The sequence below is a fragment of the Cupriavidus sp. C2SS-8b genome, assembly GCF_057073745.1.
Map to the genome: position 1 here is coordinate 183,488 of NZ_CP172717.1, position 17,673 is coordinate 201,160.

Annotated in this window: 17 protein-coding genes; 8 read left to right on the forward strand and 9 right to left on the reverse strand. The window is 69.3% G+C overall.

Going from position 1 to position 17,673, the window contains the following annotated elements:
- Positions 1–819: 819 nt before the first annotated feature.
- The 5 genes from ACIGJB_RS17830 to ACIGJB_RS17850 all read left to right on the forward strand — a co-directional run bounded on the left by ACIGJB_RS17830 (position 820) and on the right by ACIGJB_RS17850 (position 7,785).
- Positions 820–1,530, forward strand: a complete 711-nt coding sequence (locus tag ACIGJB_RS17830) for a response regulator transcription factor (RefSeq protein ID WP_483733635.1) — start codon at positions 820–822, stop codon at positions 1,528–1,530.
- Positions 1,523–3,190, forward strand: coding sequence for a FecR domain-containing protein (locus ACIGJB_RS17835; protein ID WP_483733636.1), 1,668 nt, complete (start codon positions 1,523–1,525; stop codon positions 3,188–3,190). The genes ACIGJB_RS17830 and ACIGJB_RS17835 overlap by 8 nt, the downstream gene beginning before the upstream one ends.
- Entirely contained in the window at positions 3,165–5,543 is a 2,379-nt protein-coding gene (locus ACIGJB_RS17840) for a CHASE2 domain-containing protein (RefSeq protein WP_483733637.1), read from the forward strand. Before ACIGJB_RS17835 ends, ACIGJB_RS17840 begins: the two co-directional genes overlap by 26 nt.
- 533 nt (positions 5,544–6,076) lie before the next feature.
- Entirely contained in the window at positions 6,077–6,565 is a 489-nt protein-coding gene (locus ACIGJB_RS17845; RefSeq protein WP_483733638.1) for a PaaI family thioesterase, read from the forward strand.
- Between the two features lie 209 nt (positions 6,566–6,774).
- Positions 6,775–7,785 carry a Bug family tripartite tricarboxylate transporter substrate binding protein gene (locus ACIGJB_RS17850; RefSeq protein WP_483733639.1) on the forward strand — a complete coding sequence of 337 codons (1,011 nt, stop codon included), beginning with the start codon at positions 6,775–6,777 and terminating at the stop codon, positions 7,783–7,785.
- Positions 7,786–7,823: 38 nt separating this feature from the next.
- On the opposite strand, the gene ACIGJB_RS17855 is transcribed toward ACIGJB_RS17850, so the two are convergent.
- The 3 genes from ACIGJB_RS17855 to ACIGJB_RS17865 form a co-directional block, all read right to left on the reverse strand.
- Entirely contained in the window at positions 7,824–8,417 is a 594-nt protein-coding gene (locus tag ACIGJB_RS17855; RefSeq protein ID WP_483733640.1) for a class I SAM-dependent methyltransferase, read from the reverse strand.
- Entirely contained in the window at positions 8,414–9,418 is a 1,005-nt protein-coding gene (locus tag ACIGJB_RS17860) for an acyl-CoA dehydrogenase family protein (protein ID WP_483733641.1), read from the reverse strand. The genes ACIGJB_RS17855 and ACIGJB_RS17860 overlap by 4 nt, the downstream gene beginning before the upstream one ends.
- A gap of 150 nt (positions 9,419–9,568) precedes the next feature.
- Entirely contained in the window at positions 9,569–10,219 is a 651-nt protein-coding gene (locus ACIGJB_RS17865) for a TetR/AcrR family transcriptional regulator (RefSeq protein WP_483733642.1), read from the reverse strand.
- An 82-nt stretch (positions 10,220–10,301) separates the two neighbouring features.
- Between ACIGJB_RS17865 and ACIGJB_RS17870 the strand changes: the two genes are divergently transcribed.
- Together ACIGJB_RS17870 and ACIGJB_RS17875 are read left to right on the forward strand one after the other, a co-directional pair.
- Positions 10,302–11,831, forward strand: coding sequence for a flavin-containing monooxygenase (locus ACIGJB_RS17870; RefSeq protein WP_483733643.1), 1,530 nt, complete (start codon positions 10,302–10,304; stop codon positions 11,829–11,831).
- Positions 11,828–12,790, forward strand: a complete 963-nt coding sequence (locus tag ACIGJB_RS17875) for an alpha/beta fold hydrolase (RefSeq protein WP_483733644.1) — start codon at positions 11,828–11,830, stop codon at positions 12,788–12,790. The genes ACIGJB_RS17870 and ACIGJB_RS17875 overlap by 4 nt, the downstream gene beginning before the upstream one ends.
- A 35-nt stretch (positions 12,791–12,825) precedes the next feature.
- On the opposite strand, the gene ACIGJB_RS17880 is transcribed toward ACIGJB_RS17875, so the two are convergent.
- Positions 12,826–13,212 carry a hypothetical protein gene (locus ACIGJB_RS17880; RefSeq protein ID WP_483733645.1) on the reverse strand — a complete coding sequence of 129 codons (387 nt, stop codon included), beginning with the start codon at positions 13,210–13,212 and terminating at the stop codon, positions 12,826–12,828.
- A gap of 132 nt (positions 13,213–13,344) precedes the next feature.
- On the opposite strand from ACIGJB_RS17880, the gene ACIGJB_RS17885 reads away from it, so the two are divergent.
- On the forward strand, positions 13,345–14,070 hold the full coding sequence (locus tag ACIGJB_RS17885) for a Coq4 family protein (protein ID WP_483733646.1): 726 nt from the start codon (positions 13,345–13,347) through the stop codon (positions 14,068–14,070).
- Positions 14,071–14,082: 12 nt separating this feature from the next.
- On the opposite strand, the gene mdcH is transcribed toward ACIGJB_RS17885, so the two are convergent.
- From mdcH to ACIGJB_RS17910, 5 genes are read right to left on the reverse strand one after another with little or no spacing between them, the layout of a single operon-like run.
- Entirely contained in the window at positions 14,083–15,015 is a 933-nt protein-coding gene (gene mdcH, locus ACIGJB_RS17890) for a malonate decarboxylase subunit epsilon (RefSeq protein WP_483733647.1), read from the reverse strand.
- Positions 15,012–15,656, reverse strand: coding sequence for a malonate decarboxylase holo-ACP synthase (locus ACIGJB_RS17895; protein WP_483733648.1), 645 nt, complete (start codon positions 15,654–15,656; stop codon positions 15,012–15,014). Before ACIGJB_RS17895 ends, mdcH begins: the two co-directional genes overlap by 4 nt.
- Positions 15,644–16,480, reverse strand: coding sequence for a biotin-independent malonate decarboxylase subunit gamma (gene mdcE, locus ACIGJB_RS17900; RefSeq protein ID WP_483733649.1), 837 nt, complete (start codon positions 16,478–16,480; stop codon positions 15,644–15,646). Before mdcE ends, ACIGJB_RS17895 begins: the two co-directional genes overlap by 13 nt.
- On the reverse strand, positions 16,477–17,349 hold the full coding sequence (locus tag ACIGJB_RS17905) for a biotin-independent malonate decarboxylase subunit beta (protein ID WP_483733650.1): 873 nt from the start codon (positions 17,347–17,349) through the stop codon (positions 16,477–16,479). Before ACIGJB_RS17905 ends, mdcE begins: the two co-directional genes overlap by 4 nt.
- A complete protein-coding gene (locus ACIGJB_RS17910) occupies positions 17,346–17,672 on the reverse strand; it encodes a malonate decarboxylase subunit delta (RefSeq protein WP_483733651.1) in 327 nt (108 codons plus the stop codon). The genes ACIGJB_RS17905 and ACIGJB_RS17910 overlap by 4 nt, the downstream gene beginning before the upstream one ends.
- Position 17,673: the final 1 nt, after the last annotated feature.

A 17,673-nucleotide genomic window follows, 5' to 3' on the forward strand; every position in this document is an offset into this window, starting at 1 on the left:
CCGACACGAGATATTAACGGTTTCTACATCACCGTCGATTCAGTGAATTCCCTGAGAGACGCACCCCAACAGTGCCTCACAGCGGTATTGACTGAACTTCAGTTTATGCACTCGTATCACCGGGGCATGTTGCCGGGCATAATGTCTGCTTTGTAAGCCATTACTTTTACATTTGCTTACCCCTGTGCGTACCACGTTCGGGGGATGCGGCCGTAGGACGAACCGTCTAAAAGGGTTCGGGAAAAATAAAACCGCGTGGAAATTGCCCGCTGGCAGTTCCGCGACTAAAACACCGTCGCCACGCACGGGCGGATGGCTTTTCAGAACGGGAAAACACCATGATTCATTCGCTTTAGGAAGGCCGTTCCATCACGGCTCAGCGTTTCACCGGGCCAGGGCGACGATTCGCCTTGCGCCGTCGCAGCATATCCCGCCTTGTCTGGATCCCTGGCCATAGCTGGCCGGGTGCGATCTCCTGTGCTACGGCAATGGTTCGCCTTGTCACAATTGTTGACAATGTGTTGCGTCCGGCTCGCCTAGCATGTCGAGCTGCCCACATTCGGTGCGCGGGCGTTGTCCTCAGATCAAAGAAGTCGTCCCTGGTCAGGGCCAGCGGCGAGCATCTCGGGCGTCCCGGGGACGCCAGCCTCGATTGAGTAACATGGTGGGTTGTGGCGAGGCTTCGGACGGGGCTCGCTGCGGTGCTTCCCACGGCCGCGCTCACCGGTGTGGAAGGGGAGCGACCAAAAAAGATCAATAACGCACGACCGCACGATCGCGGAAGCAATTTGCAGTCGCAGCAGGCAGAAGGGTGTGAGGATGAGGATTGCCTCGGTGGAAGACGATCCGGACCAGGCTGAACTGATCCGGAAAATACTGGACGAGGCGGGATTCGAATGCGAATCCTACGCCACGGGTGCGGCCTTGCTGCGCGCGCTGCGCGAGCAGTCGTTCGACTTGCTGGTGATGGACTGGCAGTTGCCCGATACCAGCGGCTTTGAACTGGTGAGCTGGGTGCGCCAGACCTCCGGCGCCATGCCGCCGATCCTGTTCCTGACCAGCCGCACCGCCGAAGAGGACATCGTTGCCGGCCTGAGCGTCGGGGCCGACGACTACATGCTCAAGCCGATCCGGGCCGGCGAACTGCTGGCACGCGCGCGTTCGCTGCTGCGGCGCGCCTACCCCGAAGCCACGCAGGATGCCGATGTCATCCGCCGCGGCAACTATTGCGTGGATCCGCGCGCGCGCACCATCACGCTAGGCGGCGAGCCCGTTACGGTATCGCCGCGCGAGTACGAGCTTGCGCTGTTCCTGTTCCGCAACATGGGGCGGCTGCTGTCGCGCGACGTGGTGGAGCAGGCCGTGTGGGGCCGCGCCATCGGCGCGGGGTCGCGCACGGTCGACACGCACATCTCGCGCCTGCGCATCAAGCTGGCGCTGCGCCCCGAGAACGGCGTGCGGCTGACCTCGGTCTATTCGCACGGCTACCGCTTCGAAGAGACCAGCGCCGAGGATCAATCCCATGCTTAGAGCCGCGGCAGCGACCGGCATGGCGCTGGCAATCTGGCTGGGGCCCGCCGGGCCGGCGCAGGGGGGACCGGCCGGTGCCGAAGGCGCCGACTTCCTCTACGTGGTCGAGCCCGGCGACAACCTGTTCACGCTGGCCGGGCGCTACATGGCCAGCGCCGACGGCTGGCGCCTGCTCCAGGCGCATAACGGCGTGGCCAATCCGTACCGGCTGGCGCCGGGCACGCGCCTGCGCATCCCGCTTGGTCAGATTCCCGAGCAGCCCGCCGCGGCGCGCGTCGTGTTCGTCCGCGGGCCGGCCCAGGCGGATGGCGAGCCGCTGCGCGCCGGGCAGGCGTTGCGCGAAAGCGCGCGCATTGTCACGGCCGTCGGCAGCACCGTCACGCTGGAACTGCCGGACCGCACGCGCGTCACGCTGCCGCCGGGCACGACCGTGGCGGTGCAGCGGCTGCGCACGTTCCGCAAGTCCGGCCTGACCGATACCGTGATCCGCGTCGAAGGCGGCCAGGCCGAAACGCGCGTGGCGCCCGAGGGCGGCGGCGTGGGCCGCTTCGAACTGCATACGCCGATGATGGTGACCGGTGTGCGGGGCACGCGCTACCGCGTTGCCGCCGACGCTGCCGGCAGCCGCACCGAGGTGCTGGATGGCAGCGTCAGCGTGGGCCGGGCCGGCGCGGCATCCGCCACGGCGGTGACGGCCGGCTACGGGATCGGCGTGGCGGCGGGCCATCGCCTGTCACGGCCGGTTGCACTGCTGCCCGCGCCAGCCTTGCAGCCGCTTCCGGACACGGTCGTGGGCCCCGCCACGGAGGCGAGCTGGCAGGCCGTGCCGGGCGCCGCGGCCTACCATGTCGCGGTGGCGCGCGATGCTGCGCTGACCGAGCTGGTCTGGACCGGCGACACGGCGGATACGCAAATCGGCCTGGATGGCCTGCCCGAAGGTCCGCTCCACCTGGTGGTGAGCGCCGTGGACGCGCAGCGGCTGGCCGGCCGGCCAGCCTCGGCACCATTCGCCGTGCGACTCAATCCGCCGGCGCCGTTCACGCTGCAGCCGGCCGCCGGGACGGTGCGTTATGGCGGGTCGGTCGCGTTCGAGTGGGCCGCCGTTGGCGCCGCGGCCTCGTATGAACTCGCGGTGTCGGCGGATGCGGGGTTTGCCGTCACGGCGGCCACGCTGCAGGGCAAATCCGAACAGGCCGTGCAGAAGCTGGCGCCGGGGACCTGGTTATGGCGCGTGCGCTCGCTGGATGCGGCGGGGCGGCCCGGGCCGTGGTCGGCGGCGGTGCCATTCACGCTCGAACCGGCGCCGCCCGTGCCGACGCTGAACGACGACGGCAACCGCCTGCGCATCGGCTGGCCGGCCGACGCCCGGGCCACGGCCGGCTATCGCGTGCAGATGGCCGAGGACGCCGCCTTCACGCGCATCGTGTCGGACCAGCGCAGCGCCGACAACGAAGTGGCGCTGCCGCGGCCGCCGGTCGGCACCTACTACGTGCGCGTGGCGCGCGCGGCAGCGGACGGCCGCGAGCCCGCCGCCGCATTCTCCGCGCCGCAGCGCCTCGACATAGCGGGCTACCTGCGCGACGGGCTGGGCGGCGCGATCCGCATCGGCAACGACGCCCGCGACGAGGGCAGCCATGGCGACGGCGTCCGCCTCCGATAAGCCGTGGCGACGCCTCCGCGGGGCCGCCTTCGGGCGGCGTACGCTGGCCGAGTGGGCCTTGCTGCTGGCCGCCGTGCTGGCGCTGGTGGCGGTGGTCGCGCGCTACGGCTGGGCCGAGCGCGCGGACCTGGCCCTCTATGATCTTGCCATCGGCGCGCAGCACCATGCCGCGCGCGACGACATCGTCATCGTGGCCATCGACGATGCCAGCCTCGTGACGATCGGCCGCTGGCCCTGGCGCCGCACCGTGCTGGCGCAACTGGTCGACCGCATTGCCGCCGGACAGCCGCGCGTGATCGGCGTGGACGTGATCCTGACCGAGCGCGACACGCGTTATCCGCAGGACGATGCAGTGCTCGCGCGCAGCCTGGCCGCCGCGGGCAACGTGGTATTGCCCGCGCTGGCAGAGCCCTCGGCGGGCGGCATGATGGTGCGCTATCCGCTGGCGGGGCTGGGCGCCGGGGTGGGGCACATCAACCTGTCCGTCGACACGGACGGCGTGGCGCGGCAGGTGTACCTGCTGGAAGGGCCGCAACCCGCGCTGCAGGCCGGGCTGCCACACGTGGCGGCGGTGATGGCCTCATGGCCCGCGGCACCGCGGCCGGTCGACGCGTATCGGCATGAAGCGGCCGGCGTGGTCGATGCCTTCGGCTGGGAACGCCGATACCGGCTGCGGATTCCGTTTGCGGGGCCACCCGGCACGTTTGCGCGAGTCTCGGCACGCGAAGTGCTGGCGGGGCGCGCCGATCCCGCCCTGTTCCGCGGCAAGGCCGTGCTGCTCGGCGCCATTGCCACCGGCATGGGCGACGTGTTGCCCACGCCGGTGGCGCGCGACGGGCGCGGCATGAGCGGCGTGGAAATCCTGGCCAATACGCTGCAGACGCTGCAGGAGGATCACGCCATCGTCGCGGCGCCGCCGGGCTGGGGATGGGCGTGCACCGTCCTGGCGGTGCTGGCGGCCGCGCTGGCGGCGCTGGTGCTGACGCCGCGCGGGGCGCTGGTGGCGACCGGGCTGGTGGTTGCCGCGCTGCTGGCCGGGCCGCCGCTTGTGCTCGCTGGCGCGCGGCTGTGGTTCGCGCCGGCCGCCGCGCTGCTTGGCTGCCTGATGTTCTATCCGTTATGGAGCTGGCGCCGCCAGGAGGCGGCGCTGCGCTTCCTGGCCGACGAACTGGCCCGCCACGAGCGCGAGCCCGGCCTGCCTCCCGTCCCCGCGGCGCAAGGCGCCACGCTCGACAGCCGCATGCGCGCGGTCTATCGCATGAGTTCCCGGCTGCACGACCTGCGCCGCTTCCTGGCCGACGGGCTGGAGAGCCTGCCCGAGGCGACGGTGATCTGCAATCTTGAAGGCGGGGTGCTGCTCGCGAACCGCCGCTGCGTGGCGCTGGTGCCCGGCGTGCTGGGCGCGGTCGCCGGCAGCGGTGGCCATGCGTTCGACGCCAACGCCGATATCCGCGCCGTGATGGCCGTACTCTTCGCCGAGCCCGAAGCCGCGCTGGCGTACTGGCAGGCGCTGCATGCGCGCAGCGCGTCGGCGGGCGGGTCCGATGACGGCATCGAACTGGCTGCGCGCGACGAGCGGCGTTACCTGATGCACGGTGCGCCGCTGCATGGGGAGCAGGGCACGGTGGCCGGGCTGATCGTCAGCTTCATCGATATCACGGCCATTCGCCTGGCCGAGCGGCAGCGCGAGCAGATGCTGCGCTTCCTGTCGCATGACATGCGTTCGCCGCAGGCGTCGATCCTGGCGCTGATCGACCTGCATCGCGGCGCGGCCGGCGACGAGCGCTCTGCCGACCTGCTCTCGCGCATCGACACGCATGCCCGGCGCACCATGTCGCTGGCCGACGATTTCATTCGCGTGGCGCGCGCGGAGACGCAGCCACTCGCCCTGCGCGATGTCGACCTTGCCGGACTGGTGCTCGACGCCACCGACGAACTGTGGGCGCTGGCCAGCGCGCGCGGCGTGCCGCTGAACGTGGAGCTGCCTGATGAGCCTGCCGTGATCCGCGCCGAGCCCGCGTTGCTGGTGCGCGCCATGGGCAACCTCGTCAGCAACGCCGTCAAGTTCAGCCCGCGCGGCGCGGAGGTCAGGGTGGCATTGCGGACGGAGCCGGGGGGCTATGCCGTATCGGTCACGGACCGGGGGCCGGGTATTGCGCTGGCGCAGCAGCAGAGGTTGTTCCAGCCGTTTGCGCGCCTGCATGAGCATGACGCGCGGGCGCCGGCAGGCAGCGGGCTTGGCCTGGTGCTGGCGAAAACCGTCGTGGAACGCCACGGCGGGAGCATTGGCGTGGTGAGCGATGCCGGCGCCGGCGCCACGTTCACGCTGCACTTGCCGGCGCCGCGCGCCTGACGCTTGGTCAGACACAATTGTTGGCAGTTGCCCCCGCCATATTTGCTTACGATGTCGGAGCCGTGCGGCCCCGCATCGTACGGCTTGCAACGCCCGCCCAGGCCTCCCGGCTGTTTCCTGGCGCGGGCGTTATTTTTGGTTCTTTGGGGGATTGTGAGGCGCTTCAGTGAATGATTGGGTTGTCGTGCTTGGCAAGCAAAGAAACGCGTCGCTTGCCCTAACGGGCGAATATTGATCGTAGTGTGCGGAGAATTTCGTACGGGTACTCGCTTCAGAGCGTGCCCGGCTGCCTGCCGCATGGTGCGCGTCCGTATGCAGGCTCTCCAACAATGATTGAACCAGCCCCGAACCTGTCCGTGGCCCGACACTGCGAGCGATTTCGCATCATCGCCTTCGGCTGCTGCGCGGCTCAGTAGTCGGTTGGTCGGGGACATCAACGGCGCAGATGCTGGTGCTTCCGTTTCTATTTGACCTCCGCGCATCCCCCGATCTCCATGTAATCTACCCCCTTCCAATCGGGAGACAAGGCAACCATGACCACCCACCGCTACGGCGTCGCATCCCCTGCCGAGATCGCCGGCATGACGGGCAAAGCCATCCTGCAAGCCATCATCGAAGGCCGCTTGCCGCAACCGCCAATTTCAGAGGTGCTCGGCTTCTGGCTGACGGAGGTCGGCGACGGCTTCGCCGTCTTTGAAGGCGACCCCGGCACACACTTGTTCAATCCGATGGGAACGGTCCACGGCGGCTGGGCCCTGACGCTGCTCGACAGCGCTACGGGCTGCGCGGCCAACTCCGTGCTGCCAGCCGGCACCGGCTACACGACGATCGAAACCAAGGGCAATTTCTCCCGGCCGATCAAGGCCGACACCGGCCGCGTCCGTGCCGAAGGACGCGTGATCAACCAGGGCCGTCAAATCATCACGGCCGACGCACGAATCCTGTCCGGCGACGGCCGTGTCCTGGCACACGGCACGTCGACACTGCTGGTGCTGGCACCTGCCGCTGCTCCCGTTCGGTGAGCTTCGCTGCGAGCGTCCCAGAGCCATCGCGGGATTTCCTCTTCATCGATGGGAAATCTCCACTTTCAACCGCGCCATTCCGTCGCGCCAAAGGCCGCCTTTCTCAGTGCTGAATCCCACCGCCAGGACTCGTAGGTATCCTGCCCCAACCACAACGGTGCAGGGCTCGCGCAAGCGTCCCGGAACATCACGAGAACCAGGAGACAGGCATGTTGACACCACGACGGATGGGTTTGCGGTTTATCTTCGGGCTGCTTTCGGTTGCCACCGCGGCAAGCGGACTGCTGGCCGGCGGCAATGCCATGGCGGCCTATCCGGACAAGCCGATCCGGCTCATTGTTCCGGCCGCCGCCGGTGGCACGACGGACATTGCGTCGCGCCTGGTCGGCAAGCGCCTGGTCGGCAAGCGCCTGGGCGAGACGCTGGGCCAGCCGGTCGTGGTCGAGAACCGCGCGGGGGCGGGCGGCATCATCGGCTCGCAGGCGCTCACGAATGCGTCCGCTGACGGCTATACGCTGATGATGGGCAACATCGGGCCTAACGCCATCAACTACGGCCTGTACAAGCACCTGCCCTACAAACCGCAGGACTTTGCACCAGTCACGCTGGTGGTGTCGGTGCCCAATGTGCTGGTCGTCAACCCCGCCGTGCCCGCCCGCTCCGTCGCGGAGCTGGTGGCGCTTGCCAAGGCCCGGCCGGGACAACTGTCGTTTGCGTCGTCCGGCACCGGCCAGTCTCCGCATCTTGCGGGCGAGCTGTTTCGCAAGCGCACGGGCATCGATGTCGTGCACGTGCCGTACAAAGGCGCGGCGCCTGCCGTCTCGGATCTTCTTGCCGGCCAGGTCAGCATGATGGTGGACAACCTGCCCAGCTCGCTGCCGCATATCCGGGCCGGCAAGCTGCGCGCGCTCGCCGTGACCAGCGCCACGCGCGTGGCCGAGCTTCCCGATGTGCCGACGATGAAGGAAGCGGGCCTCGATGATTTCCAGGTGACCGCATGGTTCGGGCTGGTTGCCCCGGCCGGCACGCCGCCCGCCATCATCGACCTGCTGCAGAAGCACGTCGCGAGCATCCTCGCCGAGCCCGCGACCCGCGGCAAGCTGGCCGAACTGGGCGGCATGCCCGGCGGCGATACGCCGGCCCACTTCGCGGGCTTCATCCAGAGCGAACGCGAACGCTGGGCCCGCGTGGTCAAGGACACCGGCGTACCGCTGCAGTAGCCGACGCACGCCGGCTCGGCACGGGCACCACACGTCGATCACTGCATGGGCTCCCGCAGGCGCAGCGGCTGTTCATTGCGCGACCAGACGTCGAGCAGGAAGTCCGGCTCGACATGCCGCACATGACGACGCAGCCCCGGCTGGCGGCCAATGGCGGCGTGGAGGTGGCGGGTCGGCATCTGGCGCCCTGCGAACGGGCGCAGCCAGTGGCACGCGACGATGGTGCCGTCCGGTGCGAGCGCGCCGACGGCACGTGTCACCGTATCGCGCCAGTCTTGCGGGGCAAAGTAATAGCCGAGTTCGCTGAGCACGATCAGGTCGAAGCTGCCTGAGGGCCAGTCCGCCGGAAGCCTGGCCACGCGCGCCTCGACATGCGCGTGGCCCGCCAGGCGCGCACGCGTGCGCGCAACGGCACGGGCCACGAAGTCGACGGCCAGCAACGCATCGCACCGTGCCGCAAGCCGCTCGGTCAGCATGCCGGTCGCGCAGCCGGCCTCCAGCGCACGGGCATATCGCGCTTCCGGCAATACCGCCATCAGCAGGTCGCGCTTGCGCGCTTCATACCATAGCGATTCGAAGCCCCACGGGTCGTCCTGCTTGAAGATTGCCTCGAAGGCCGTCGGCGAAGTCAAAGCGCGTAGCCGTTGTCGGCGTGGCTGAGGGCGGTGCCAAGTGCCGCCAGGTCGCGTCCGGCATGGCTTTGCCGCAGGAACACCGGCAGGTCCGCGTAGAGCGCGGACAGTCGCGCATCGCGGCACGCCGGCCCCGCGCCGAGCACGTTGCCGGCGCGATGCAGCACGCGCTGCACCGTGGCTTCGACCACCGTGCGCACGCGCATGGCGGGCATGAACGCATCATCGTCCGGTTGGGTGTCGATCCATTCGGCGGTCTCGCGCAGCAGCGCGGCGGCCGCATGCAGGTCGCCGTCGATGGCGCCGAGCTCCGTGGCGGCATGGGCGTCGCTGCCCTGGCGCACGGTGTCCCGCACGGCCAGCGCCAGCGGCAATACGGCGCCGTACCAGCACGCGGCCATGCCGGCGCCCGCATGCCAGAAGCCGGGCCGCTCCAGATAGGCGCGCGGGCCGCCGACCAACAGCGCGGGACAATCATGGAGCAGCAGGCCGCCGCTGCAGGTGTCTTTCATGCCGTCGCCGTGCCCGCCGGAGGACGTGACTGTCACACCCGGGCCGTGCATGTCGATGGCCGCGAGCCACGGCACGCCGTCGGCGTCGTGGCAGGTCAGCAAGGCATGGGATACGCCGCCGGCGCCGGCGCAACAGGCCTTGCGGCCATTGAGCAACACCGGCCTGCCGTGCGTCATGCCCGCGTGCGTTGCCAGGTCCTGTGTGTCCGCGTCCGGCGCGGGGCTGGCGCACACGCGCGCATCGGGCGGCTCGGCCGCCCACACCGCCCACTGGGTGCCCGGCTCGGGCCGGGCCCGGACTAGCTCGGACAGGATCGCCAGCGCGTCGGCGTGGGCTTCGAACAGCTGGATGGCGACGGTCCCGTGCGCGGCCGCGACGATGGCGAACAGCTGCCAGCGTGCGGCCGTGTTGCCGTACCCAGGCAGCGGGATGTCGCCCTCGGGGGCATGCGTAGTGATCAGCGCGTGAATCGTATCGCGAAGGTTCATGGTGCGCGGAAGTGCAGTCGCCCATGCATGGGCGCTCGCAAGTTCCTTGCCAGCGCCCGGGCGACGGCGTTGCCGCGCTTCCGGCTTCGCTACGCCTTTCCCGGTGCAAGCTTTACCGGTCCGCGACCGGGCGCCCGTGGAAAACGGGAATCAGGATCCGGCCGGTTTGCGCGTCAGCACCATCGCCAGTTCCAGCGCGGTTGCGGCCACCGTGTCGACGTCGGGCGCGTAGCCGTCGCGGATCCAGCGCAGCGCGATATGCACGATGCCGCCGGCGATGCCGGCCAGCAGCAATGGATCGCCAGTCTGCCCCGGCGGCAGCAGCGCCTGCGCGAGCAGGGCGCCGAAGGCGCGCAGCGACGCGTCGAGCGCTTCGTCGACGCGCTTGCTGACGCCGCGGATCTCCACCAGAAACACCCGGGCGGAGCGCGGCTCGCGCTGCAGGGCGCCGAAATACGCGCGCAGCATGGCCAGCGCGCGCGCCTGGCGCCCACGCCCGGCGTCCTGCATCGCATGCCCGATCGATTGCAGCAGGAGATCGGTCACGGCGCGGAACGAAGCCTCCAGCAGGGCTTCGCTATTGGGGAAGGATTCGTAGAAGTAGCGCTCGGTCAGCCCGGCCGCTTCGCACACGGCCTTGACGGTGGAATTCTGGTAGCCGCGCTCGCCATAGACCTGGATGGCCGCGGCAACCAGCTGGCAACGGCGCTGGGTGCGCCGTTCGTCGGCGGCTGCACCGCGGTAGCGGCGCGCGGGGAGCGTTTCAGTCGCCTCGGTCGGCTCGGTCGGGTCGCGCATCATCGGACGATTATGACATTCCCTATTGTCAGATGGCATCTGACAACCTATGGTGTCAGAAGTGACCGCATCCGGGAGTCCCGCCATGACCGTTGCCGCACCCGAAGACACGTTGCTCGATGTCCTGATCGTTGGCGCCGGCCTGTCCGGCATCGGCGCCGCGCGGCACCTGCAGCAGCGCTGTCCCGGCAAGCGCTACGCCATCCTGGAGGCGCGGGAGGCCATCGGCGGTACCTGGGACCTGTTCCGCTATCCGGGCATCCGGTCCGATTCGGACATGTACACGCTGGGTTACCGCTTCAAGCCGTGGCAGGGCGCGAAGGCCATTGCCGACGGCCCGTCGATCCTGTCCTATATCCGTGAGACCGCTGACGAAGCGGGCATTACCCCGCACATCCGCTTCGGCCACAAGGTGGTCGGCGCCGCATGGCACAGCCACGAAGGCTGCTGGACGGTCACGACCGAACGTACCGGGGACGGCAGCGGCCAGCAGTGGCGCGCGCGCTTCCTGTACGTGTGTGCCGGCTACTACAGCTATGCACAGGGCCACCGGCCCGCCTTCCCCGGCGAGGAGCGCTTCCGCGGCCGCATCGTTCACCCGCAGTTCTGGGATCCGTCGCTCGACTATGCCGGCAAGCGCGTGGTGGTGATCGGCAGCGGCGCCACGGCGGTCACGCTGGTGCCGGCCATGGCGGCAACTGCCGCGCACGTGACCATGCTGCAGCGCTCGCCCAGCTACGTCGTGACCCGTCCCGGCCAGGATGCGATAGCCGCCCGGCTGCGGCGGCTGTTGCCGGAACGGCTCGCCTACGCGGCCACGCGCTGGAAGAACGTGCTGCTCGGCATGTACTTCTTCCAACTCGCGCGGCGCCGTCCGGAGCGGGTCGCCGCGGCCATGGTCGGCATGGCCGCCGCGCAGCTCGGCCCCGGCTTCGATGTCGGCAAGCACTTCACGCCGCGCTACAAGCCGTGGGACCAGCGCGTGTGCCTGGTGCCGGACGGCGACCTGTTCCGCGAGATCCGCGACGGCCGCGCGTCGGTCGTCACCGATACCATCGAGCGCTTTGCGGAGGACGGCATCGTGCTGGCGTCGGGCCAGACCCTGCCGGCGGACATCATCGTGACGGCCACCGGCCTGCGGCTCAATATGCTTGGCGACATCGCCGTCAGCGTCGACGGGCAGCCGCGCGTGCCGGCCGCGCTGATGACATACAAGGGCATGATGCTCGATGACGTGCCGAACCTGGTGCTGGCCTTCGGCTACACCAATGCCTCCTGGACCCTGAAGGCGGACCTGACCGCCGAATACGTGTGCCGGCTGTTGCGGTACATGGACCGCCATGGGCACCGCGTGGCCATGCCGCGGCGCGACGCATCCGTGCAGCCCGCGCCGTTCCTGGATTTCACGTCGGGCTATGTGCAGCGTGCGGCCGGCGTGCTGCCACGACAGGGCGACCGCAGGCCATGGCGCCTCTACCAGAACTACATCCTCGACCTGCTCACGCTCCGCCACGGCCGCATTGCCGACGGCGTGCTGCAGTTCGCCATGCCGCGCAGCGCACCGGCGCAGCGCGAGACGCCGGCAAGCCTGTCCGGCGGCGAGGTCCAGCCATGATGATTCTGTTCTACGCAGCGCTGGCCCTGGCGGTGCTGTTCGCCGGCCTTTTCGTGTACACCTTGCGCACGGTGCGGCGCGTCGAGGCCGCGCTGCCGCCCGACGGGCGCTTGGTCGATGTGCCCGGCGCGCGCCTGCATGTGGTCGAGCGCGGCAAGGGTCCGGCGCTGCTGCTGGTGCACGGTCTCTCGGGCCAGATCGGCAATTTCGCCTACGGCATGATCGAACCGCTGGCGCGCGATTTCCGCGTGGTGGCGGTGGACCGGCCGGGCTCGGGCTATTCCGTGCGTGCGCCCGGCGCGCGCGCAGATCTGCCCGCACAGGCCGATGTGCTGGCGGCGCTGATCGAGAAGCTCGGCCTGGAACGCCCGCTCGTGGTCGGCCACTCGTTGGGCGGCGCCATCGCGCTCGCACTGGCCGCGGGCCATTCGGATCGCGTCGGCGGGCTGGCGCTGCTGGCGCCGCTGACGCACCCGGCCGAGCACGTTCCGCCGGTATTCCGCGCGCTCACGCTGCGGCGGCACTGGGTGCGCCAGCTGGTGGCCTGGACCCTGGCGGTGCCGATGTCGGAATTGGGGCGCGACGAGGTACTGGAGATCGTGTTCGGGCCAGACCCCGTGCCGGCGGACTTTGCCTTGCGCGGCGGCGGCATGCTGACCGTGCGTCCCAGCCATTTCGTGGCGGCATCGGAGGATCTGGTCGCCGGAGCCCCAAGCCTGGGGCCGCTGGTCGCACGCTACAGTGAGCTGCACGTGCCGGTGAGCATTCTGTTCGGCCGCGAAGACCGCATTCTCGATCCGGCCGCCAATGGCGAGGCCCTGGCCGCAAAGGTGACGGGCGCCACGCTGACGCTGGTGCCGGGCGGCCACATGCTGCCGATCACGGCCCCCGACACGTGCGTGGCCTTCGTGCGGGAGGCCGCCGCGCGCGTGCACGCAAACGAGGCGGCGACGGCATGAGCGCGATCGCTCGCGCCCGTGTCCGGCAAGGCGCCTCAGTGCGCCATGCCAGGCTTGCAGTCCTGTACCCAGCCGGCGACGCGGCTCGGGCTCATGGTCGGGCGCCATTCGCCCGAACCGCGGATCTCGACGTCCGTGCCCTGGCGCGCCTGGCGCAGGCTGACGATGTAGAAGAAGCCGGTGTCGGAGCGCGTGGCGGAGCCTATGCGCACATCCACCTTGCCCGGTTCCGGATAGGCGATCACATTGGCTTCTTCCCGCAGCCGGCTCTTCAGGCACAGTGTCAGGTCGCCGACGCTTGCGTCGGAGTGGATCTGCTTTGGCTCCTGGGCCTGGAGATACTCCACGCTGGCGCCGGTGGCGCAAGCGGCCAGCCATGGCACGGACACGGCCGCGAGCAGGAGGAGACGGTTTGCGGACATGCATTTTTCCTTTGTGGATGCGACGCTGCATGCTACATGAGAACGTGTAGCGCAGGTCTGTCCCGCCCATACGACGGGCCTGCGCACAGCACCTGCCCGCGCCACTGAACCCTTATCGAAAGGAAGACGCCGATGGCTGCCGCGATTGCCCCCGATCCCTACAAGCGCGATTTTTCCACCGCGTTCAGCGCCATCCGCAAGCTGCTGGCGGACGGCCACGACACCACGCAGGTGTTCCTGATCATGCGCGCGCTGAACGGGCCTTCCATGCCGAAGAATTTCGCGCGCCTGCTGGGCACGCCCGACGGCCGCCGGCTGGTCTACCAGCGCACCGAACTGGCCGAACGGCTGTGCGATCCGGCCTATGTATCGGCCTTTGCGCCCGGCACGGTCGGCGCGGCGTACCGGGACTTCCTCCAGCACACGGGCTACAGCGCCGACGGGCTGGCCGAAGTTTCCAACATGGGCCGCGAGCCACTGGTTGAAGATGCCTATATGTGGTTCGCCCGCCGTACGCGCGACATCCACGACATCTGGCACGTGCTGACCGGCTACCGTGCCGACGAAAGTCTTGGCGAGGCCGCGCTGGTGGCATTCAGCTATGCGCAGACCGGCGGCCTGGGCTGGGCTTTTATCGCGGTGGCGGCGTCGTTGAAGAGCCTGCGTGTCACCCGCAGCCTGGCCTTTGCGCGCGCAGTGCTGGAAGGCTATCGCCTGGGCCGCGCGGCGAAATGGCTGCTGGGCGAGGATTACGAGGCGCTTCTGCATGAACCGCTTGATGCCGCGCGTGCCCGGCTCGGTATCGGTGCCGCGCCGCGTTACACGACCTGCCACCCGCTGCAGGACTGGCACGCCTGAACGGGGGCGGTTTCAGTCCATCTGCCGCGCGCGCCGCATGATCGCGGCCAGCGTATCCACGCGCGCCCGGTCTGCGGCCATGACGATGCCATCCGCAAACACAGGCTGACCCAGCCGCGTCAGCACATCTCCCGGCGGCGCTTCGACCACCACGCGCATGCCGTTGGCATAGGCCAGCAGCATGGTCTCGTGCCAGCGCACGGGAATGGCCATGTTGCGCGCCAGGTCGTCGGCGATGCGGCGCGGATCGCGCAGTTCGCGCGCGAGGCTTGCGCTGAAGTAGCGCAGGCGCGGCGGCGACACGGCAACGGACGCCATGGCCTTCGCCAGCCCCGCCGCTGCATCATCGAGCAACGCGCAATGCGAGGGGACGTGGATGGCAACTGGCTTGGCCGCCTGCGCGCCAGCTGCAAGCGCCAGTGCCGATACCGCCTCCATGGCCGCGATGCTGCCGGCGATCACGATCTGCGCAGGCGCGTTGAAATTCGCGAGATAAACCGGGCTTTGCGGCCCGTGGACCTGTGCCACCAGCGGTCCGAGCCGTGCGCGGTCCATCCCCAGGATTGCCGTCATGCCGTATCCATGCGGATAGGCCTGCTCCATGCGTTCGCCGCGCAGCCGGACCAGCCGCAAGGCATCGGCAAACGACAGCACGCCGGCGGTGACGGCGGCTGCATAGGCACCGATCGAGAGCCCGGCGACAGCGTCGGGGTGTCCGCCTTCTTCCGCCAGGCATCGCGCCATGGCTACGCCAGACGTGAGCAGGCAGAGCTGCACCCAGATCGTCGAGCGCAGGCGTGCCGGCGTGTCCATCTCGGCCGTGGGGACTTGCAGGACATCGGCCGCTTCCGCGAGCACATGGCTGATAGCCGGATGGTCCGGAAGGTCCGCGAGCATCCCGGCCCGCTGTGAGCCCTGGCCCGGAAAGGTCAGTAGCACGCTCATGGCACGGGCTGCCACGGGTCGGCGCACAGCCTCGGTCCCCGCGCGGTTTTCAGCAGGACCCTGCCGCGATTGCGCCGCCATTCGAGGAGCGAGAAGCCGCCTTGCGGGGTGTCGACCTGGATGTCGATCCGTGCCGGACCCGCATCCTGCAGCGCGGCCAGCAGGCCAGTATCGGCCTGCGGCAGTGGATGGTCCGCATAGACCAGCAAGTCGAGGTCGCTATCCGCATGCAGGACGTTGATGCCGCTGGCGAGCGTGAAGCCCGCGCTACCGCCTACGCCCCAGCGAATGTTCCGCGCATCGAGCGCATCGGCGGCCGCATCGAGCGTGCGGATGGCCGCGAGTGCCCTGAGTTCAGGGCGCCGCCATGCGCGCGAAGCTGCGATGTCTGCAGGCGTGACTACGCGCGCTACATCGGCGCGGGCAATCCACGTGCCGAAACGCTCGGCACGCGTTGCGCCGCGCAGGCCGACCGGAATGGCATCGGGGCGGCACGTGTCGCGCCGCACCACCACCGGCGCGGCGGCCAGCGTGGCCAGCGAGGCCCAATCCGGCAAGGCAACGCCCGCCAGGCTGCGCCGCGGGTCGGCCAGCCATAGCAGGTCGTGCGGCGCCGGGCGGGTCGTGGTCACGCTTGCCATTGCCGGCGCAGGCAATCCCGCACCTGCTGTGAAGCCTGGCGGTTTTCGCCATTGCGCCGGCCGGAGAGGTCGGGCGTGCTGTCGCGCCGGATATCCGCGAGCGCCGCCAGGATTGTGTCGCGCGCAAGGTGGATGTCGGCCGGTTCCGGTGCATCGGCCGATGCCACGTCGATCAGCCGCCACAGGATGCCCAGCGTGGCGAAGTTGCCGATGTCATAGGCCATGGGCGGCACGGTGGCGGCCAGCGCTTCCAGGTCCTCGACCGTACGCATGGTGATGCGTGCCGCGGCGTCCTTGCCCATCGCATGCACCAGCACGCCACTATCGCGCAGCGCAATGATGCGGTTGGCCTGATAGCCGTGGGCCAGGAACGCACCGGACATAGCCTTGCCGACAATCAGCGCCAACACGGGATGGCCAGCGAGGCGCGCCTGCGCATACGCAGCAGCGGCGGCGGCCAGCGACTGGTGGATGCCCAGTGCTTCCTCGCGCCTGCCATAAGCCTGGCTCGGCGTGTCCACGACCGCGACGATGGCGCGCTTGACCGCGGCATCGCGGTCCGCTTCCACCACTTCAAGTACGGCCTGGGCCAGCGACCAGCCCTCGACCAGCCCGACTTCGCCGTTGCGCGCGCGCGGAAAGCGGCTTTGCGCATCGGGCACCACGGCAATCCAGCGGACCAGCGTGCCGGCCAGTTCGCCATCGGCGACCGTCACGGAGTGTGGAAAGCCTTCGCGGTACGACGCAGCCGGCGCCAGCGCGCGCAACCAGTGCGCGCCGCGGCTGACGTCATGCTCTGGCAGGGTTTGGACGGTGGCGTTCATGCCTCGGACTCCCGATGGAAACGGCCAAAAAGGCGCTGCACTTCGGCCGGTGTTGGCTGGACACCGGCGTCATAGTCCTGCAGCACGGCCAGCGCTTCGCGGTAGCGCTCGCTGCGCGGCGTGGCCGAGGCCGGCAAGCGCAGTTCGCTGGCGACGGCTTCGCGCAGGGCGGCGCAGTCATCCGCGACATACACGTCGGCGAAGCCTGTGGCCACGCGTTGGGCGCCGCCTGTGAAACTCCAGATGAACGGCCGGTCGCGCGAGTCGTATTCGGCGATGCCGGCTTCCTGTTCGATCACGGCCGGGCCGTTCAGGCCCAGGCGGCCGTCCTGCGTCATCACCAGCGACGTGCACAGCCCGGCAGCAATTGACATGCCGCCGAAGCATCCGACTTGTCCGGCAATCACGCCGACCACCGGCTGGTAGCGGCGCAGGTCGACTATGGCCGCGTGGATGTCGGCAATGGCAGCCAGTCCCAAATTGGCTTCCTGCAGCCGCACGCCGCCCGTTTCGAGCAGCAGCACGGCGCGCGTCGGCACGCCACGGCGGTTGTCCTCGGCGGCAAGTTCCAGCGCGCCGGCAAGCTTGGCGCCGCCGACTTCGCCAAGGCTGCCGCCCTGGAACGCGCCCTCGATGGCCAGCACCACCACGGGCTGTCCGTCGATCTGTCCTTTCGCCACGATCACGCCGTCATCGCTTTGCGGCACGATGCCCTGGCGCGCCAGCCACGGCGACTGCAGGCCGTCGAATGGCCCGGCTAACTCGCGGAAGGTGCCGGCGTCCAGCAGCGTGCGGGCCCGTTCGCGCGCGCCCAGTTCGATGAAGCTGTCCCGGTTCAGCAGCGATGCGGTGCGGGTCGGCGTGCTCATGGGCGCTCCTGTTGTCCTTGCGGTCCGTGCGCATCGAGCGCTTCAAAGGCCTCGGCCAGACGCATGCCGACCACGCCCGGCGTAGCGCCAAAGTCATGGATGCGGATCTGCATGGACGCGCGCGGCTGCGCCGCGAACACGCGTGCGAGCTGCGCGTCCCAGACGCGGGCGTAGCCGTTGACGGAGGTGGTGATCTCAACGGTGGTGACGCCACCGGTGCCGGGTTCGACCAGCACTTCGAGATCGCCCGAGCCCACCACGCCGACGAGCGCGCGGGTTGCGGCAGGCGCTCCCGCCGGAAATTCAAATCGCAGTTGTTCCATG